The sequence below is a fragment of the Actinoplanes sp. NPDC026623 genome (genome assembly GCF_040638275.1).
Taxonomy (GTDB): domain Bacteria; phylum Actinomycetota; class Actinomycetes; order Mycobacteriales; family Micromonosporaceae; genus Actinoplanes.
Genome location: NZ_JBEZXZ010000177.1, coordinates 1 through 18,581, shown reverse-complemented (window position 1 = coordinate 18,581; position 18,581 = coordinate 1). Strand labels below are relative to the sequence as shown.

16 protein-coding genes are annotated in these 18,581 nt (G+C 71.5%); 7 read left to right on the top strand and 9 right to left on the bottom strand.

From position 1 onward, the window contains the following. The coding region (locus AB0F10_RS35090; protein WP_360635263.1) for a hypothetical protein at positions 1-652 on the top strand (652 nt) is incomplete at its 5' end. 119 nt (positions 653-771) lie between these two features. Here AB0F10_RS35090 and AB0F10_RS35085 read toward each other — a convergent pair. Beyond that, a complete protein-coding gene (locus tag AB0F10_RS35085) occupies positions 772-1,425 on the bottom strand; it encodes a DUF4360 domain-containing protein (RefSeq protein ID WP_360635260.1) in 654 nt (217 codons plus the stop codon). Between the two features lie 488 nt (positions 1,426-1,913). Here AB0F10_RS35085 and AB0F10_RS35080 point away from each other — a divergent pair, with 488 nt between their 5' ends. Next, positions 1,914-2,561, top strand: coding sequence for a DUF4360 domain-containing protein (locus AB0F10_RS35080; protein ID WP_360635257.1), 648 nt, complete (start codon positions 1,914-1,916; stop codon positions 2,559-2,561). A gap of 77 nt (positions 2,562-2,638) precedes the next feature. Here AB0F10_RS35080 and AB0F10_RS35075 read toward each other — a convergent pair whose 3' ends face one another. Beyond that, positions 2,639-4,102, bottom strand: coding sequence for a protein adenylyltransferase SelO (locus tag AB0F10_RS35075; protein ID WP_360635253.1), 1,464 nt, complete (start codon positions 4,100-4,102; stop codon positions 2,639-2,641). Positions 4,103-4,170: 68 nt separating this feature from the next. Between AB0F10_RS35075 and AB0F10_RS35070 the strand changes: the two genes are divergently transcribed. Then, entirely contained in the window at positions 4,171-4,545 is a 375-nt protein-coding gene (locus tag AB0F10_RS35070; protein ID WP_360635251.1) for a hypothetical protein, read from the top strand. Between the two features lie 70 nt (positions 4,546-4,615). Here AB0F10_RS35070 and AB0F10_RS35065 read toward each other — a convergent pair whose 3' ends face one another. Continuing rightward, positions 4,616-5,101: a CAP domain-containing protein gene (locus AB0F10_RS35065; protein ID WP_360635248.1), complete on the bottom strand. Its 486-nt coding sequence runs from the start codon at positions 5,099-5,101 to the stop codon at positions 4,616-4,618. Between the two features lie 187 nt (positions 5,102-5,288). Next, the gene (locus tag AB0F10_RS35060) at positions 5,289-6,323 is read right to left on the bottom strand and encodes a glycosyl hydrolase (protein ID WP_360635245.1); all 1,035 of its coding nucleotides are present in this window, start codon (positions 6,321-6,323) and stop codon (positions 5,289-5,291) included. Positions 6,324-6,876: 553 nt separating this feature from the next. Here AB0F10_RS35060 and AB0F10_RS35055 point away from each other — a divergent pair. Continuing rightward, positions 6,877-12,357, top strand: coding sequence for a biotin carboxylase N-terminal domain-containing protein (locus AB0F10_RS35055; RefSeq protein ID WP_360635242.1), 5,481 nt, complete (start codon positions 6,877-6,879; stop codon positions 12,355-12,357). Between the two features lie 140 nt (positions 12,358-12,497). Then, a complete protein-coding gene (locus tag AB0F10_RS35050; RefSeq protein ID WP_360635239.1) occupies positions 12,498-12,839 on the top strand; it encodes a VOC family protein in 342 nt (113 codons plus the stop codon). A gap of 18 nt (positions 12,840-12,857) precedes the next feature. Here the strand turns inward: AB0F10_RS35050 and AB0F10_RS35045 are convergent, their stop codons facing one another. Beyond that, positions 12,858-13,601, bottom strand: coding sequence for a hypothetical protein (locus AB0F10_RS35045; RefSeq protein WP_360635236.1), 744 nt, complete (start codon positions 13,599-13,601; stop codon positions 12,858-12,860). A 64-nt stretch (positions 13,602-13,665) separates the two neighbouring features. Here AB0F10_RS35045 and AB0F10_RS35040 point away from each other — a divergent pair, with 64 nt between their 5' ends. Continuing rightward, the gene (locus tag AB0F10_RS35040) at positions 13,666-14,139 is read left to right on the top strand and encodes a nitroreductase/quinone reductase family protein (protein WP_360635233.1); all 474 of its coding nucleotides are present in this window, start codon (positions 13,666-13,668) and stop codon (positions 14,137-14,139) included. Positions 14,140-14,381: 242 nt separating this feature from the next. On the opposite strand, the gene AB0F10_RS35035 is transcribed toward AB0F10_RS35040, so the two are convergent. Together AB0F10_RS35035 and AB0F10_RS35030 are read right to left on the bottom strand one after the other, a co-directional pair. After that, positions 14,382-14,846, bottom strand: a complete 465-nt coding sequence (locus AB0F10_RS35035) for a DIP1984 family protein (RefSeq protein WP_360635230.1) — start codon at positions 14,844-14,846, stop codon at positions 14,382-14,384. Positions 14,847-14,908: 62 nt separating this feature from the next. Further along, the gene (locus AB0F10_RS35030) at positions 14,909-15,712 is read right to left on the bottom strand and encodes an SDR family oxidoreductase (protein WP_360635227.1); all 804 of its coding nucleotides are present in this window, start codon (positions 15,710-15,712) and stop codon (positions 14,909-14,911) included. Positions 15,713-15,819: 107 nt separating this feature from the next. On the opposite strand from AB0F10_RS35030, the gene AB0F10_RS35025 reads away from it, so the two are divergent. Next, entirely contained in the window at positions 15,820-17,031 is a 1,212-nt protein-coding gene (locus AB0F10_RS35025) for a hypothetical protein (RefSeq protein WP_360635224.1), read from the top strand. 64 nt (positions 17,032-17,095) lie between these two features. Here the strand turns inward: AB0F10_RS35025 and AB0F10_RS35020 are convergent, their stop codons facing one another. Together AB0F10_RS35020 and AB0F10_RS35015 are read right to left on the bottom strand one after the other, a co-directional pair. Then, the gene (locus tag AB0F10_RS35020; protein ID WP_360635221.1) at positions 17,096-18,355 is read right to left on the bottom strand and encodes a zinc-binding dehydrogenase; all 1,260 of its coding nucleotides are present in this window, start codon (positions 18,353-18,355) and stop codon (positions 17,096-17,098) included. 40 nt (positions 18,356-18,395) lie between these two features. Beyond that, on the bottom strand, positions 18,396-18,581 hold a 186-nt coding region (locus tag AB0F10_RS35015; RefSeq protein WP_360635218.1), incomplete at its 5' end, for a hypothetical protein.

Sequence of the window (18,581 nt, the reverse complement as noted above, 5' to 3'; positions counted from 1 at the left end):
CCGCCGCCCGCCGAGGAGGAGGAGCCCGCCGCACCGCTCACCGCGGGCCACCGACGACCTGCTGACCGGGCCGCTGAACCGGGGCGGCATCAGGGCGCTCGCCGGGTTCGGCCCGGCGGCGCGGCGGGCGGAGCAGCGGCTGCGCGAATGCGCCGCCACCGGGCAGCGGATCGACGCGGCACTCGCCGCCGTCGCGATCTGGCGGCTCTGCGGCGACGACGCGGCGGCCCGGGTGGTGCTCGACCGGTTCCGCGACGACGAGTACGGCCGGCTGGACCTGACGTCGCTCATCGCCGAGGTGGGCGCGCCGCTTGCCGACTTCGCGCCGTATCTGCGCGCACTGCTGTCGGGCGACGATCCCGGGCCGCGGCTGGACGCCGCCCGGGCGCTCTGGCACGCGACCGGCGACGTCGCGGCGACGATGCCGGTGCTCGAGCACGGGTGGCGCACGATCGCGCCGAGCCGCCGGGCCGTCGCGACGGTGTGGGCGCGGATGGGACCGGCGGCGGTGACGGTCCGTCCGCTGCTGGTGGCCGAGCTACGGCGCGGCCGGCGGCACACGTCGGAGCCACACGCCCGCAGCGCCACCGCGGTGCGCGACGACGAGGAACTGCTGACCCTGTGCCGCGCGGCGCTGGCGGCGACCCGGTAGGCGCCGGCCGCGGGCCATGACAGCGCGTTGGTTACTCACTACGCTGACGGGCGACGATCGCGAAGGGCTCCGCGGAGCCCTTCGCGAACATCACGTGTGCCACAGCGCGGGTTACGGGGTCAGCACCGCGTCCAGCTGAAGTTGAAGAGGGTGTCGACGTCACCATCGCTCGATTTCATCGACATGCTGCTCTTGCTGCCCGACGAGCCGCCGTCGACCCGCAGCTCGGTGTTGATGTTCAGCACCTTCTGCTCCGAGCAGGGCGTGTAGATCAGCACGGGTGCCACGTCCCTGGTCTGCCAGTAGCCCTGAAGCGGGCCGGCGAAGGTCTCCTCGGTGCTGCTGTTGGCGGACGAGCCCTGCCAGTAGTAGTTCGTGCGCTGCAGGCCCGACGCGCCCGAGTAGAGCCGGGCCCGGCCCCGGTACTCCGCCTCGGCGATCGCGAAGGTCCATCCCGCGGGGACGGTCACGAGCACGCTGATCTGGCAGTTCTTGCGGCGGGCCGTCGGCTCGGCGTTGCCGCCCGCCTCCGCCACGAAGTCGTAGTACCTGATCCGGAAGCCCGTCCGGTCGGAGTTGGCGATCACCGAGGCCGTCCCGGGCGCGCAGCCCGAGCCGTTGGCGGCTATCACCTCGAGCGTGACGTTCGAGTCCGGGACGGCGCCGGCCGCCGCGGAAACGGTGGCGTTGGCCGGCGTGGACAGCGACAGCGCAAGCACCGTACCGAGTACGGCGAGAATGGGTTGTCTCGCGCCGGCGAGGCTTTTGATCATCGTATTCCTCTCGATTGTTGCTCAATTTCTGCCGGTAATCGCGCGCGTGCTTCATCGCTGACTTGCCCCGGACGCATGTGTGCCCGGAAGATGTCCGCCAAGGGTGTCGGCTATTGCGCCAATGAGTCACTGCCACGTTCCGCTAGGGAATGTTAGTCAGGTCGCACTCAACGCACAAGCATTGACAATGATCGATCTTTTCGGCTTCTCGCGTACGCCGAGTTGAACCCGCCTGACGCGCTGTAGCGGGAGCGATTCGCGGATATTGCAGCGATATTCCGGACCTATCAACTGAACCGGTAGCCCGAAATATCCCGGAAGATGCGATGTGTTGCTTTACCCGGCCTGGCGAAAATGCCCAAAGTGCCTGTATGGCGCCGCCCAATTACCGCGCAATGCGACCAAATGGCGGTCCATTGACCGATCTCAATGTTCACCCATAGCATCGATCCGCGTGCGCATCGTTGTTTCACATCGAAGGGAGTTCCATGCGTAAATTGTTGGTGCGTGGGGGAGCCGTACTGGCTTTAATAGCCTCCTCGTTGGTCGTGGGGTCGCCCGCCTCGGCCGGAAGCATTCTGGATGACCCGCCGTCCGACCACATCGTCATCGACCTGGTCGCGATGGCCGGCTCCGGCTGCCGGCCCGGCACTGCGGACGTCGCGGTCTCGCCGGACAACACCGCCTTCACCGCGATCTACAGCGAATACCTGGCCCAGGCCGGCCCGGGCATCGCCACCACCGAAGGCCGCAAGAACTGCCAGCTGAACGTGCTGGTCCACGTGCCGCAGGGCTTCACCTTCGCGATCACCAAGGTGGACTACCGCGGTTACGGGCTGCTGCAGCGGGGCGCCTCCGCCTCGGAGCGGGCCAACTACTACTTCCAGGGCATGAGCCAGAGCACCTACTCCGTACACCCGATCACCGCGCCGCTCGACGACAACTGGTTCATCAGCGACGAGGTGCCGGTCGCCGCGGTCGTCTGGCATCCATGCGGCGAACTGCGAAACCTCAACATCAACACTGAGCTGCGGGTCGCCAAGGGCACCTCGACGGACGCCAGCTTCCTGACGATGGACTCCACCGACGGCAGCATCTCCACCACCTACCACTTCGCCTGGAGGGAGTGCCCGTAGCCGACCGGTACGACGGTGCCGAGGGTTGCCGGGCGAGCCTGGCGGCCCTCGGCCGGCCGTGCGGTGCGGCCGCGGCCTCAGGTGCCGCAGTAGGTCACGTAGCGGCCGAAGTCCTCCGGCGCGGGGGCGGCGTAGCGATCGAGGCCCGGGCGCTCGTCGTAGGGGTCGGCCACGGCGGTCAGCAGTCGCCCGAGCGGGTCCAGGTCGCCCTCGACCGCGGCGGCCAGGGCCTCCTCGACGAGGTGGTTGCGGGGAACGTAGACCGGGTTGACCCGATCCATGGCGTCGGGATTCGGGCCCAGGGCACGCCAGCGGGCCACCCAGTCGTCGATCGCCGCGAGGTCGATGAACAGCCGGCGCACGGGCTCGGCGTCGCCGCGGGCGGCGCCGGCGAGGGCGCGGAAGAACGCGGTGTGGTCGACGTGGCTCGCCAGCAGCAGCGCGGGCAACTCCTCGATCAGCGGCGACACCACCGCGCGGTCGGGGTCACCGGCGAGGCCGAGCTTGGCACGCATGCCGGCGGACCAGGCGGCGTCATAACGGGTGCGGAACCCGCCGAGGGACTCCACCGCGAGCGCGACCGCCCGTTCCTGGTCGTCGTGGAAGAGCGGCAGGAGCGACTCGGCGAGCCGGGCGAGGTTCCACTCGGCGATCGCCGGCTGGTTGCCGTAGGCATATCGCCCGGCGTGGTCGATCGAGCTGTAGACCGCGGCCGGGTCGAAGGCCTCCAGGAACGCGCACGGCCCGTAGTCGATGGTCTCGCCCGAGATCGTCATGTTGTCGGTGTTCATCACGCCGTGCACGAAACCCACGAGCATCCACCGGGCCACCAGCGCCGCCTGCGCGGCGATCACCGCCTCGAACAGGGCGAGGTAGGGGCGCTCGGCCCCGGCCGCGCCGCGGTGATGCCGGTCGATCGCGTGGTCGGCCAGGCGGCGCAGCAGGTCGGCGTCGCCGGCGGCCCGGGCGTACTGGAAGCTTCCGACGCGCAGGTGGCCGGCCGCGACCCGGGCCAGCACCGCACCGGGCAGCGGGGTCTCGCGGCGCACCGTGCGCCCGGTCGCCACCACGGCGAGGGAGCGGGTGGTGGGGATGCCGAGGGCGTGCATGGCCCGGCTGACGACGAACTCCCGCAGCATCGGGGCGACCGCGGCCAGGCCGTCGCCGCCGCGCGCGAACGGGGTGCGCCCGGACCCCTTGAGGTGCAGGTCGCGGACGTTGCCGCCGGCGTCGACGAGCTCGCCGAGCAGCAGCGCGCGCCCGTCGCCCAGCCGCGGGACGAACCCGCCGAACTGATGGCCGGCGTATGCCTGCGCCACCGGGGTGGCACCGTCGGGGACCGCGGCGCCGACCAGCAGGCGGACGCCGTCGGGGCCGCGCAGCCAGCCGGGATCGAGGCCGAGCTCGGCGGCGAGCGACTCGTCGAGCACGAGCAGCCGCGGATCCGGCGCCTCCGCCGCCTGCCAGGGGACCGCGAGCTCCGGGAACTCACTCGCGAAGCGGTTGCCGAGGGCGACGGTCGATGGCGGTGCGATGCTCACGCCGTCGAGCGTACGTGGCTCGGGTGCCGCGGCCGGAAAATGTCACAGGTGACCCGCATCATCGGGGCATGGCTGAACCCGCCGTCCCGATTTCGCACCCGAGGCTGGAGTTGTCGCTGGCCGAGGCGCGCACCCGATTCGTGCAACTGGCCCGGCTCGCCGGCCTGACCCGGCAGACCATTGTGGTCACCGACGGCGGCCGCCCGCTGGCGGCGATAGTCCCGGCGGCCGAGGCCGGCCCGGCGCCGGGCAACGGGGCCGCGGCCGGCTGGATCCGGCGCATCGAGAAGCTGCGTGCCGAGCTCAGGCGCCAGCACGCCGGGCTGGAGCGGGCGCTCGATCAGGCCTGGCAGGAGCTGGACAGGCTGGCCCCGCCGGGCACGGACGCCCGCCTGGACGCACTGCGCACCGCCCATTCGGACGTTCGCTCACCGGGGCCCTGACGGTGCAGAAACACACAGCGCCCCCGCCGCAGGGGGATCGGCGGGGACGCTGTGTCGGTTTCCGGTCGGCTCAGAAGCCGAAGACCTGCGTGTAGTAGGCGTTGCCCTTGGCGTTATAGGCGGCGCCGACACCGACGGTCTTGGACTTGCAGTTGAGGATGTTGGCGCGGTGGCCGGGGCTCTTCATCCAGCCGTCGACGACCTCGGCGGCGGAGCGATATCCCCAGGCGATGTTCTCGCTGGAGGGGCGGGCGTAACCGGCGGCCTTGGCGCGGGCCACGAAGTTCGTGCCGTCGCGGCCGGTGTGCGAGAACGTGCCGGTCTGCGCCATCCAGGTGCTGTGGCCGCGGGCGGCCGTGGTGAGCTGCGCGTCGACCGTGGCGGCGGCGCAGCCCTTGGCGGTGCGCTGCGCGTTGGTGAGCCGGACGATATCGGCCTGCAGGGACTGCTCCGACGCCTTCGCCGGTGCGGCCGAGGCCGGGGACGCGAACGTCGCGACGCCGAGGGCGGTGGGAACGACGAGGGCGGCCAGGGCGAGCAGACGAGACGAGCGCAAGGTGTCCCCTTCGGAGTTTCGGCTCCTGGCTTGCCGCCAGGTTCACTGTTCTGTTCGGCCCGGTTCCGGGAGTTCTCATAGCGCGACGGGTGCCGCATCGTCACCGATCGGTTGCGGGCCACCGGGCCGAAAGCGGTTGAGCCGCCCGGCAGGTTCGCCGGGCGGCTCGTGGGGTCCTACTCGGGGGTCAGCCGATTGTGACGTTGAACAGCTTGTTGGCGGCCAGGGTGCGGAAGGCGGTGAGGCTGGTCTTCTTGCTGTCGATGCTGATGTCGCGGTCGCCTTGGTCGTCGTGCTTGGTGTCGAAGTACACGATCGCCTTGATCGCCGGCCGCTTGGCCAACTCGGGCAGCACACTGTTGAACCCGGCGGACTTGTCGACCGGCTTGCCGACGCGGTGGTAGACGCCCCACTCGGCGATCATCAGCGGCTTGGCCGCGTGCTTCTTTGTCGCCCAGTCGTAGAACGTCGGACCGTTCTTGGCCTTGCGGTCGAGCAGGTCGGCGAACTGGCCGTAGTGGTACGCGCCGCGCTCGGCGGAGACGTAGGAGTCCAGGCCCATCCAGTCGACGACGTCGTCACCGGGGTACGGGTCGGCCCACCACTTCTGGGCCATCCACTTCTCGTTGCCCATGTACGCCATCACGTTGATCGCGTTGGTGACGCCCTGGGCTTCGAGGCGCTGGATGGTGTGGCGGTACATGGCGGCGAAGTCCTTGGCCTCCCAGCCGGAGCCCTTGCGGGCGATGACGTCGTTCTCCGGCTCGTGGTTCAAGACGAGGAAGAACTTTTCCGGGAAGTCCTTCTTGATCCGGGCGGCGAACGCGTCGATCCGCTTGTCCTGCTCACCCTTGGCGACCTTCGCCCAGGACGACTTGTAGGCGATCTTCCAGTTCAGCAGCAGCACCCGCGGCTGGTTCGTGTCGCGGGCCATGGCCTTCTCCGCGGCGGTCGGGAACACCTCGTCACCCTTGTGATAGGTGTGGTAAATCGTGGCAGTGCGGCCGGAGAGCTTCTCGAAGTCCTTCAGCGCCTGGTCGCGGGGGGCGTCGGTGAACCCACCGGCGGCGGCACCCCACAACACACCACACGACGGGACCAGCAGGTCATTGGTCTTACAACCGGCGGCGGGAGCGGCAGTGGCGGCGGTGGTGCCGGCCAGCGCGGTCGTGGCACCCATGGCCATCGCGGCCAGCACGGTCATCGACTTCTTGAGACGCATTTGGTTTTTCCCCCCGCTTGTCCAGCCGTTGTCGGCCGGGCATGCAGAGAAGATTCCGGTCTGCGCGGTGCACCCCCAGGTCCCGAACAGGTGCCGCCCGGTTGCGGACGGTCCGAACGGCGTGACTTGAGGATTTCGCCGCCGGAAAATCCAGCCATCCGGGCGGCAACGGGCACAGACCGGGGCAGGCGGTCGGGTGCGGCATGGCCACTGGCGCGCCGCAGCCAGGTCCGCGGCTCATCGCCTGCTCCGAGTTACAGTGCCGACAGCGATCATCGCGGCGGGGTCACAGATCTCGGCCGGCGCCTCGAATTGAGGGACGCCGAGGCCGTTGGGCGCCCGCACTACAGAAAGCTGTCCTGTAGTGACGCCCCGCGTCGACCGCAAGGTTCGGTCTCTGCTGTCACCGGTCCGACATCGCAGTGGCTCCGACATGCGCGATGTGAAAAATTGGTGTACTCGGCAGTAGTCAAGCAGGGTATAGAAAGGTGCAGGCGACGCTTCGGGACCCGGACGTCGCCTGCTGTGCGTTGGTATTTGGGAGGCTCAGCCGGTGTTCAGTCGTGTCGCCATCGTCAACCGTGGAGAGGCCGCGATGCGGCTCATTCACGCCGTCCGGGACCTTTCGGCGGAAACCGGGACGCGGATCGAGGTGGTTGCCCTCTACACCGACGCCGACCGCAACGCGACCTTCGTCCGTGAGGCGGACGTCGCCTATTCGCTGGGCCCCGCCTCGGCGCGCCCCTACCTCGACCATGCGGTGCTGGAGCGGGCGCTGCTCGACACCGGGTCCGACGCCGCATGGGTCGGCTGGGGATTCGTCGCCGAGGACCCGGCGTTCGCCGAGCTCTGCGAAAAGATCGGTGTCACCTTCGTCGGGCCGAGCGCGGACGCGATGCGCAAGCTCGGCGACAAGATCGGCGCGAAGCTGATCGCCGAGCAGGCGGGCGTGCCGGTCGCGCCGTGGAGCCGCGGCGAGGTCGCCACCCTCGAGGACGCCCTGCGCGCCGGCGCCGAGATCGGCTACCCGCTGATGCTCAAGGCGACCGCGGGCGGTGGCGGGCGCGGCATCCGCATGGTGGCCTCCGGCGCGGACCTGACCGACGCCTACGAGCGCACCAGCCAGGAGGCGCTGCGCGCCTTCGGCTCCGGCGTGGTCTTCCTCGAACGCCTGGTCATCGGCGCCCGGCACGTCGAGGTGCAGGTCATCGCCGACGGGCAGGGCACGGCGTGGGCGCTGGGCGTCCGCGACTGCTCGGTGCAGCGGCGCAACCAGAAGATCATCGAGGAGTCCTCCTCCCCGGTCCTGAGCGCCGAGCAGTCCGCGGAGCTGAAGGCGTCGGCCGCGCGGCTCGCCCTGGCCGTCGGCTACCGCGGCGCCTGCACCGTCGAGTTCCTCTACCACCCGGGCGAGAAGCTGTTCGCCTTCCTCGAGGTCAACACCCGGCTGCAGGTCGAGCACCCGATCACCGAGATCACCACCGGCACCGACCTGGTCCGGCTGCAGTTGCACGTGGCGAACGGCGGCAAGCTGGTGGGCGACAAGCCGGCCGAGCTGGGCCACGCCGTCGAGGCCCGGCTGAACGCCGAGGACCCGGACCGGGACTTCGCGCCCTCGCCCGGCCGCATCGCGCGGCTGGTGCTGCCCGCCGGGCCCGGCATCCGGGTGGACACCGGCGTCAGCGAGGGCGACAGCATCCCGGCCGACTTCGACTCGATGATCGCGAAGATCATCGCCTACGGCCGCGACCGCGGCGAGGCGCTCGCCCGGCTGCGCCGCGCGATGGCCGACACCACCGTGATCATCGAGGGCGGCGCGACCAACAAGAGCTTCGTGCTCGACCTGCTCGACCAGCCCGAGGTGATCGACGCGAGCGCCGACACCGGCTGGATCGACCGGGTGCGCGCCGAGGGCCGCCTGGTCAGCCACCGCAACTCCGCGATCGCCCTGGCGGCGGCCGCGATCGAGGCCTACCAGGACGAGGAGGAGGTCAGCCGGCAGCGGCTGCTCTCCACCGCGCACGGCGGCCGCCCGCAGGTGCAGCACCAGAGCGGCCGTCCGCTGGACCTCAAGCTCCGCGGCGTCGGCTACCGCGTGAGCGTCGCCCGGATCGGCCAGAAGCGCTTCCGGGTCGGCATCTCCGGCGGCGGCGACGTGCACCAGGCGGACGTCGAGGTCGAGCGGTTCGACGCCTACAGCGGGCGGATCGTGGTCAACGGGCACCGCTTCCGGCTGGTGTCGGCCACGCACGGCCCGATCCACCTGGTCGAGGTCGACGGCATCACCCACCGGATCAGCCGCGACGAGGGCGGCGTGGTCCGCTCGCCCGCGCCGGCGCTGGTGGTGGCGACGCCGCTGGCGGTCGGCGACGAGGTCGACTCCGGCGCGCCGATCCTGGTGCTGGAGAGCATGAAGATGGAGACGGTGCTGCGCGCGCCGTTCCGCGCCCGGGTGCGCGAGTGCCCGGTGTCGGTGGGCAGCCAGGTCGAGACCGGCACGCCGCTGATGCGCCTGGAGCCCCTCGCCGACGAGGGCGCCGAGGAGGAGGCCGAGGGCGCCGGACAGGTCGTCGAGATCGACCTGCCCGCCGAGCCGGCGCAGGTGTCCCCGGCCGAGCGGGTCGAGCGCGGCCTGCAGGACCTGCGCAGCGTGCTGCTGGGCTTCGACGTCGACCTGCAGGACCGCGGGCGGGTGCTGTCCGGATACCTCGCCGCCCGGGCCGAGCTCGGCGACCGGCCGCTGCCGGGCGAGCTGGAGCTGCTGACGGTCTTCGCCGATCTGTCCGAGCTGAGCCGCAACAAGCCGGGCGGTGAGCTCGAGCCGGGCAACCTGGTGCACAGCCCGCGCGAATATTTCCACAGCTACCTGCAGAGCCTCGACGTCGAGCGCGCCGGCGTCACCGAGGCGTTCCAGGCCCGGCTGAAATGGGTGCTCGGGCACTACGGCATCGTCGACCTGGACCGGACGCCGGAGCTGGAGGCCGCGGTCTTCCGGATCTTCCTGGCCCAGCAGCGGATGTCGGCCGACGTCGCGATCGTGTCGGAGCTGCTGCGGCAGTGGCTGGTCGGCGCGCCGCCGCTGGAGTCGCTGAGCGAGCGGGCCGGGCTCACCCTCGAGCACCTGATCGAGGCCACCCAGGTGCGCTTCCCCGTGGTGTCGGACCTGGCCCGCGGCGTGGTGTTCCGCTGGTTCGCCCAGCCGCTGCTGCGCCGCAACCGCGCCGAGGTCTACGCCGCGGTGCGCGCCGACCTGCGCCACCTGGACCGCAACCCGGACGCCCCGGACCGCGCCGAGCGGATCCAGGCCATGGTGGCCAGCTCCGAGCCGCTGGTCCGGCTCATCGGCCAGCGGATCGGGCGCCCCGGCCGGGACCACGTGCCGCTGCTGGAGGTGCTGACCCGCCGCTACTACGGCAACCGCCGGCTCTCCGCGGTCGCCGCGCGGGAGAGCGCGGGCTGCCGGTTCGTCACCGCCGAGTTCACCGGCACGGCCGGCGCGACCCGGGTGGCCACCACCGCCATCGACATCGCCGCCCTGCCGGACGCCATCGGAGCGCTCGGCGGGTTCGCCGTCGACCTCGCCGAGGGCGGGCTGGTCGCCGACCTCTACGTCACGTGGGAGGACCAGCCGGACGCCGAGGCGATGGCGGTCCGGCTCGGCGAGCTCCTCACCGATCACCCGCGGCCCGCGGGACTGCGCCGGATCACCACCACCATCGCCGGCACCACGGGTGCGGTGATGCACCACCACTTCACCTTCCGGCCCGACGGCGCGGGCTTCGCCGAGGACCGGCTGATCCGCGGGCTTCACCCGCAGATCGCGCAGCGCCTGCAACTGGAGCGGCTGCGCGAGTTCGACCTCACCCGGCTGCCGTCCGCGGACGAGGAGATCTACCTGTTCAAGGCCGTCGCGCGCAGCAACCCGGCCGACGAGCGGCTCTTCGCGATGGGCCAGGTCCGCGACCTGACGCCGCTGCGCGAGGCCGACGGCCGGCTGGTCGCGCTGCCCGCGGTCGAGGAGGCCATCAACGCCGGCCTGGACGCGATCCGCAACATCCAGGCACAGCGACCGCAGAACAAGCGGTTCGACACCAACCAGATCATGATGTATGTCTGGCCGTCGACCGAGCTGACCGCCGACGAGCTCAACTCGCTGGTGCAGCGCATCCTGCCGACCACGGCGGGCGCCGGGCTGGAGGAGGTCCAGTTCGTGGCCCGGCAGCGCAGGGCCGGTGGCGAGCTGACCGAGGTCGCCGTGCGGATCACCATCGACCCGGGCGACGGCGCGCACCTGCACGTCGGCGAGCCGTCGACGGAGCCGGTGCAGCCACTGGACGACTACCGCCAGAAGGTGCTGCGTGCGGCCCGGCGCGGCAACATCTACCCGTACGAGCTGACCGGCATGCTCGCCGGGCCCGGCGGCGGCTTCACCGAGCACGACCTCGACGAGAACGGCGTGCTCGTGCCGGTCGACCGGCCCAAGGGCAGGAACTCCGCGGCGATCGTGGCCGGCGTCGTCACGACGCCGACCGAGCGTCACCCCGAGGGCATGTCGCGGGTCGTGCTGCTCGGCGACCCGGTGAAGGCGCTGGGCGCGCTGTCGGAGCCGGAGTGCGCGCGGGTGATCGCCGCGCTCGACCTGGCCGAGCGGATGCGGGTCCCGCTGGAGTGGTTCGCGCTGTCGGCGGGTGCGCGGATCTCGATGTCCTCGGGCACCGAGAACATGGACTGGGTCGCGGCCGCGCTCAAGCGGATCGTCACGTTCACCCAGGCCGGCGGCGAGATCAACATCGTGGTCGCGGGGATCAACGTCGGCGCCCAGCCGTACTGGAACGCCGAGGCGACGATGCTCATGCACACCAAGGGCATCCTCGTGATGACGCCGGACTCGGCTATGGTGCTCACCGGCAAGCAGTCGCTGGACTTCTCCGGCGGGGTGTCGGCCGAGGACAACTTCGGCATCGGCGGCTACGACCGGGTGATGGGCCCGAACGGTCAGGCGCAGTACTGGGCGCCGAGCCTGCCGGCCGCCCGCGACGTGCTGATGGCGCACTACGACCACAGTTACATCGCGCCCGGCGAGACGACGCCGCGGCGGGCGGTCACGAGCGACCCGGTCGATCGCGACGTCTCCGAGTTCCCGCACTCGACCGCCGGCAGCGACTTCGCCACCGTCGGCCAGATCTTCTCGGTGGAGCACAACCCGGACCGCAAGAAGCCGTTCGACATCCGCACGGTGATGCGCGCACTGTCCGACCAGGACCACTCGGTGCTGGAGCGCTGGGCGGGCATGGCCGACGCCGAGACCTCGGCGGTGCAGGACGTGCACATCGGCGGCTGGCCGGTCTGCCTGATCGGGATCGAGTCGCGATCGGTGCCGCGGCGCGGCTTCCCGCCCACCGACGGTCCGGACACCTACACCGCGGGCACGCTGTTCCCCCGGTCGTCGAAGAAGACCGCGCGGGCGATCAACGCGGCGTCCGGCAACCGGCCGGTGGTCGTGCTGGCGAACCTGTCCGGGTTCGACGGCTCGCCGGAGTCGATGCGCAAGCTCCAACTGGAGTACGGCGCCGAAATCGGCCGGGCGATCGTCAACTTCGACGGGCCGATCGTGTTCTGCGTGATCTCGCGGTACCACGGCGGCGCGTTCGTGGTGTTCTCCAAGGCGCTCAACCCGAACATGACCGTGCTGGCGCTGCAGGGCTCGTTCGCCTCGGTGCTCGGCGGCGCGCCGGCCGCGGCCGTGGTCTTCTCCGGCGAGGTGAACAACCGCACCGCGACCGACCCGCGGGTCACCGGGCTGCAGGCGCAGGTCTCGGCGGCCAGCGGCGCCGAGCGGGCGGCGCTGAACGCCCAGCTCGCCGAGGTGCAGTCCGCCGTCCGGTCGGAGAAGCTCGGTGAGGTCGCCGCGGAGTTCGACCGGGTGCACAGCATCCAGCGCGCGGTCGACGTCGGCTCGGTCGACGCGATCATCAGTGCCGCCGAGCTCCGGCCGCGGATCATCGAGGCCATCGAGTTCGGCATGAAGCGCTGACGGCGAGGCTCGGCGGTGTGGTGGCCCCATCCGGGCCGCCACACCGCCCGAGCGGTCGGTGGCCGGCGTTGTGGTTCTCGGCTCGGCGCGCGGCGGGCACGCGCCCCGCCACGAGGTCACCCGGCTCCTAGCATGACGCCATGACCATAGATCTGTTCGCGGGCCTGCCGGTGCGTGACTACGCCGCGGCGGTGGCCTGGTACGAGCGGCTCCTCGGCGCCCCGCCGTCCTTCCTGCCCAACGACACGGAGGCGGTGTGGGAGCTCGCCGAGCACCGGTACGTGTTCATCGAGGTGCGGCCGGCGCACGCCGGGCACGCCATGCACACGGTCTTCGTCGACGACCTCGGCTCCCGCCTCGCCGGCATCGCCGAGCGTGGCCTGGAACCGGCCGAGCTCGAGACCTACGACAACGGGGTACGCAAGGCGACCTTCCGCGACCCGGACGGCAACGAGATCGGATTCGGCGGCGGACCGGCCTGACCGGTACGGATCGAACGGTCAGTCCGGTCGGGGCGTCAGCACGGTTCGGTACAGCATCACCGCGACGCCGATCAGGCCGAGCGCGCCGACCCGGCCGAGCCACAACCACGGCGAGGCGGGCTCGGACCAGACCAGCCGGACGAGCACCGGGCCGATACCGCGGCCGTGCGGACCGTCCGCGCCGAGCGCGACACCGAACGCGGTCAGGAGCAGGAACAGGAACAACAGGCCCACCAGCGACCGCCGTACCGGGGACGCCCCGGCCGGTGCCGCCCGGGCGAAGCGGAGCGCCGCCCAGGCCATCAGGAGCAGGATCAGGATCAACCCGCCGCCGCCGATGGCGGCCACGACGATGGCGACGAACGCGAACGGCACCGTGTTCTCGTCGATCCACCACAGCGGGAACATCAACGGCAACTGGACGATGCCGGTGATGAACACCGCGGCCATCGGCGCGAGCAGGTTCCGCAGGACCGGCAGCATGCCGCGGGAGCGGCGTAGGGACTCGCGCAGGGCCGCGGCGACCGGGATGGCCAACAGCAGCAGCGGCCAGACCGGCATCGTCTCCGGGTCCTCGTCCACCGCGCGGGCCACGGCCGCCACCGCCACGAACATGACCACGGTCTCGACGGCCAGCGCCCACCGGATCGCGTGCCAGGGCACCGCGTCGCTGACCGCCGGGAGGCGCCGCTCGGCGACCGGCCGGGGCCGGGCAGGCTGCGGGGGTCGGCGAACCGGGCGGACGCGGCGGCGACGGGACACGGGCAAGACCCTAATCCACGGCAGCCGGTCGGCCATGACTTCGGCCGCCGGTGATACTGGTCCGATGTCGCAATACACCGCCCTGCTGCGGCGCCTCGGCAACCAGCGGTGGTTTGCCGCCCTCGGCCGCCTGGTGACCCCGCTGGACCGCCGGCTCTACCGGCTCACGAACGGCCGCTGGTCGGTGATCGGCCGGCACGAGCTGCCGTCGCTGCTGATCACCACGACCGGCCGGAAGTCGGGCCTGCCCCGCACCCAGCCGCTGCTGTACGCCACCGACGGCGCCGAGTACATCGTGATCGGCTCGAACTGGGGCCAGGCGCACCACCCGGCCTGGTCCTCGAACCTGATCGCGCAGCCGTCCGCCCGGGTGACCCTCGGCGACCGGGAGTTCGGCGTGCACGCCACCCTGGCCACCGGCGCCGAGCGGGAGCGGCTCTGGGAGCTGTTGAAGCGGATCTGGCCCGGTTACGACGCGTACGCCAGGCGCGCCGAGGGCCGCGAGATCCGGATCTTCCGGCTCACGCCCGAGGCGTGATCGAGCCGTCCTGCGGGGTGCGGAAAGCCCCGATCCCGCCCTCGCCGTCGTGGATCTGCACGCGGTAGTGTGCCGTTTCCGTGCACCGTCACCTGTGCGCCGTGCTGGGCCTGCGTTGTGTATCGGGGAGTCGAACCCCTGCGCCTGCCCTGGGCGCGCCAAGAAATGAGCCGAATTACCCGCCGGCTCTCGGGCTGTGCACGCCTCCACGTCGGCTACCTGCTCCGCACCTTGCCTGGGCTCTAGTCCAGCAGGTCGGCCTCCCAGTTTGTCCGCTGGATGAGGGTGTCGACCTCGCGCAGCCGGCGGGCGAGGTCGTCGGCCTGGCTACGCAGGTCGGCGACCGGCAGGGCCGGGATCATCTTCAGCTCGGACCGCAGCTGCCGGAATCCACGCTGGCCGTCCCCGGCCGCCGCGTCGGCGGCGGAGGTGAGCATGCCGTGCCGCAGGCGCAGGACGTCGCGGCGGGCGAGCGCGTCGGTGAGCGTGCCGCCCTCGACTTCGGTGGCGGCGTTGGTGCGGTTGATCCGCCGGATCAGCGACTCGAGCTCGTCGAGAACCTCACCGGACTCGGCGAGCAGGGCCGCGGCGTCCTCGGCCGGCGCCTCGCCCTCCTGGTAACGGGCGCTGCCGGTGATGCGGGAACGCAGTCTCTCGGCGCGACGCGACGCATCCGCGCGCAGCGCAAGTGCTTCGGCGAGCTTCATGACAGACAGTATGGCCAGCGATGATCGGCCTCGCCTCCCGATTACCGCGAAGGCGGCGGTGCTCAGCGGGTCAGGTCGTGCCTGCGGTGTACGGCCTTCTCCGTGACGGTCGCCGGCAGCATGCGGCGCAGCGCGAAGGCGAACGGCGCGTTGCTGCCCACGGCGTAACGGGGCTTGGGGCGGGTCGCCTCGATCGCCTTGACGATGACCTCGGCGACGCGTTCCGGGGTCACGCCGGCGCGTTCGTTGCGGTCGAGGGCGGTCACCATGGTCTCGAAGTCGCGGTGATGCGGTGAGTCCGGCGCGATGTACTTGGTGCGGCGCTCGCTGATGCCGGTGTTGATAGAACCGGGCTCGACCGTGGTCAGCCAGACACCGTACGGGGAGAGTTCGTGGCGCGCGCCGTTGCTGAAGCCCTTCAGGGCCGCCTTCGTCGCGACGTAGGAGGAGCGGTAGGCGAGCGGGAACGACGCGAGCATCGAGCCCACCATGACCACCCGGCCGTAGCCCCGTTCCCGCATGCCGGGCAGGGCGAGCTGGCTCAGCCGGACCGGCCCGAGCACGTTGACCTGGAACACCCGGCGCAGCGCCTCGCCGGGCAGCTCCTCGAACGGGCCGGACTGGCTCTCGCCGGCGTTGTTGACCAGAATGTCGACGTCCGCGAGCCGGCCGGCCAGGGCCTCGATGGAGTCCGCCGAGTCGAGATCGAGGGCGAGATATTCCACGCCGGCGGCCCGCTTCTCCGGGGGCAGCGACCCCGGGTCGCGGCTGGTGCCCAGGACGCGGTAGCCACGCGCGGCCAGCGCGACCGCCGTTGCCAGGCCGATGCCGGACGATGCTCCGGTGACCAGCGCGGTGCGATTCATCGGTGCACCATACCGGCGCCCGCCGCGGAGGGCCGCCGACACGCACTTTAGGGTGTACGTCCCATATTCAGGGATTCTATTGCCAAAGCAACCTTAGCGTCGTATTCATGCTCTTTGCTCCGATTATTCGCCGCGCCCTTCCGCGCCGCCACCACCTGGGAATGTTGCTCGCCGGCGTGCTCGTCGTGGCGGGGACACCCGCCCCGGCCGCCGCGGCCGTTCAGGTGGTCTCCGCAGCGCCGGCCCGCGCGGTCGGCTTCGACGGCCTGGTGTACTCCAGCACGTACGTCGGCTCCACCGTTTACGTGGGTGGCAGCTTCCGGAACGCGATCGTCGACGGGAAGCCGGTGCTGCGCAAGCGGCTCGCCGCCCTGGACGCCCGCACCGGCAAGCTGCTGCCCTGGGCGCCGGCCATCGACGGCACCGTGTTCGCGATGACCGCCGCGGGATCGCAGCTGTACGTCACCGGCAAGTTCAAGAACGTCGGCGGGCAGGCCCGCGCGGGCCTGGCCGGCATCGACCTGAGGACCGGCGCCGTCGGCCCGCTCAAGCACACCGTGGTGGGTGAGGGCGCCGCCCTGGCCGCCGGCGGCGGGAAGCTGTACCTGGGCGGCGAGATCACCAAGGTCGACAGCAAGGCGGTGAAGAACCTGGCGGCGTTCCGGCTGACCGGCGGCGCGCTCGACACCGGGTTCCCCGGCACCGCCGACGGGAAGGTCAGGGCGTTGACCGTCGCCGGCTCCCGGCTGTACGTCGGCGGCAAGTTCAAGAAGCTCAACGGCGCCGGCACGCCCCGGTTCGGCGCGCTGAAGACGGCCGACGGAACGGTGGACACCACGTTCCGCCCCGCCACCCCGTACGAGGTCTTCGCGGTGACGATCGTCCCGGGCAAGGTGTACGCGGGGATCGGCGGCGTCGGCGGTCGGGTGGCCGCGTACAAGGCCGACGGGGGGTTCATCTGGAGCACCGTCACGGACGGTGACATCCAGGCGATCACGTACCTGGGCGGGGCCGTCTACGCCGGCGGGCACTTCACCGAGGCCTGCGTGAAGCCGTCGGAGACCGCCACCTCCTGGTGCCCGGGCAAGAAGCTGCGCAGCCAGCCCAAGGTGGTGGCGCTGGACGGCGCCACCGGCGGGCTGCTCGACTGGAACCCGAAGAGCAACGGCAAGTGGGGCGTGCTCACGATGGACTCCAACCCGGGGCTCGGCAAGATCGAGCTGGGCGGCGAGTTCACCGCCTTCGGCGGCGTCGACCGTCCGCACTTCGCCCAGTTCAGCGTGGTGGGGCCCTGCGCGTACGGGTGCGCCGCCAGGTAACGCCACCTCCTCCCTCCTTGGGGCGGCGCCGGGATTCCGGCGCCGCCCCGCGTCGTGTGCGCTCCTATCCCGGCACCAGCGGGATGTCGGGGTTGGGGCGCAGGGCGACCTTGACGGCCTGCGCCCTCGGGCCGGCCGACGCGGTCCGCAGGGCGGTACGCCAGTCGTCGAGCCCGAACACGTGCGTGAGCAGCCCGTCCACGGCGTAGGACGGATCGCCGAGCCACTCCACCACCTGCGACATGGTCGTCCGCCCGCCCAGCGTGGGTTCCGGGCCGGAGTTGACGGTGCCCTGGACGGTGAGCTGGCGGTTCCACACCAGGGACCAGTCGACCCGTTGCCGGCCGGCGCCGCCGACCAGCACGAGCATGCCGGTCGGCCGGAGCAGGTGCAGCCCGAGATCGATCGAGGCGGGCAGGGCGACGCAGTCGAAGACGACGTCGACACCCTGCTCGAGGATGGGGGTTCTGGTCAGCCGCGGCCGGATCACCCGCCCGCCCTGCGACTCGGCGAGCGACTCGACGACCCCCGGCCCGGGCTCCAGCGCCCGGTCGGCGCCCGCCCGCCGGGCCCGGTCCCGGCTGAACTCGCCCGGCCCGACGGCGGTGATGTCCAGGTCCGGGTGGAGCCGGCGCAGGGCGGCGATCAGGAGCAGGCCGATGGTTCCGGGACCGGTGACCACCGCCCGGTCGCCGCGCCGCTGCCAGCGCAACGCCGCATGCAGGGCGATCGAGGCGGGCTCGGCGAGGACCGCCCGGTGCGAGGCGATCCCGCCCAGCCGGTGCAGCTGCGCCTGGTGCGCGACGACGTACTGGCCCCAGCCGCCGCCCAGCGCCGCGTCGAACCCCAGCGTCGACGAGCGGCACCCGGACGCGCCGGGCTGGTCGAAGCGCTCGCAGACGTACGGGAATCCCTCGCGGCACGAGCGGCAGGGCGCGAACCCGCGATGGGCGCACGAGAGCACCGGATCGATCGCCACCCGGTCGCCCGGCGACACCGTCGTGGCTCCGGCACCGGTGCGCTCCACGACGGCGACGATCTCGTGGCCGAGTATCTGCCGGCGTGCGGCGTAGAACGCGCTGAGGACGCGCGACGAACTGGCGTGCGCGACGGCGGTGTCGCTGCCGCAGATGCCGGACAGCTCGGGGCGCAGCAGAACCCATCCGGGCGCCTCGGGCAGGGCCGGCGTCGCCAGGTCGTCGCGCAGCGACATCATGCCGGACAGCCCCCATCCCGCGCCCCTGCCGATGCCGCGGGGCAGGCGCTGGGCCGCGGCGGTGAGCAGGTAACGCGGGATGGTCAGGTCGGTGAGAACCGCTCGCATGGTCACCCCTCGTCGGGTTGACGTAGAGGCTAGTTCACCTTCAGCAGGTGGGGATGACGACGCCGCTGTTGTCCTTGGCCTCGTCGTTGCCCCAACGGCTGAGGTAGTACGCGGAGACGAACTGCTCCGCCGGTCCGGTGTCGGGGTCGGTCTTGAGCCACCAGTGGTTGTAGCTGCTGCCGGTGCCGATCTGGCGGCCCCAGGTTTTGCAGAAGACGTAGTTGGT

Bases quoted from the DNA above. Each gene is read 5' to 3' on its own strand.
- AB0F10_RS35085 (WP_360635260.1), bottom strand. From the start codon at position 1,425: ATGATCAAAAGCCTCGCCGGCGCGAGACAACCCATTCTCGCCGTACTC.
- AB0F10_RS35080 (WP_360635257.1), top strand. From the start codon at position 1,914: ATGCGTAAATTGTTGGTGCGTGGGGGAGCCGTACTGGCTTTAATAGCC.
- AB0F10_RS35070 (WP_360635251.1), top strand. From the start codon at position 4,171: ATGGCTGAACCCGCCGTCCCGATTTCGCACCCGAGGCTGGAGTTGTCG.
- AB0F10_RS35060 (WP_360635245.1), bottom strand. From the start codon at position 6,323: ATGCGTCTCAAGAAGTCGATGACCGTGCTGGCCGCGATGGCCATGGGT.
- AB0F10_RS35050 (WP_360635239.1), top strand. From the start codon at position 12,498: ATGACCATAGATCTGTTCGCGGGCCTGCCGGTGCGTGACTACGCCGCG.
- AB0F10_RS35040 (WP_360635233.1), top strand. From the start codon at position 13,666: ATGTCGCAATACACCGCCCTGCTGCGGCGCCTCGGCAACCAGCGGTGG.
- AB0F10_RS35035 (WP_360635230.1), bottom strand. From the start codon at position 14,846: ATGAAGCTCGCCGAAGCACTTGCGCTGCGCGCGGATGCGTCGCGTCGC.
- AB0F10_RS35030 (WP_360635227.1), bottom strand. From the start codon at position 15,712: ATGAATCGCACCGCGCTGGTCACCGGAGCATCGTCCGGCATCGGCCTG.
- AB0F10_RS35025 (WP_360635224.1), top strand. From the start codon at position 15,820: ATGCTCTTTGCTCCGATTATTCGCCGCGCCCTTCCGCGCCGCCACCAC.
- AB0F10_RS35020 (WP_360635221.1), bottom strand. From the start codon at position 18,355: ATGCGAGCGGTTCTCACCGACCTGACCATCCCGCGTTACCTGCTCACC.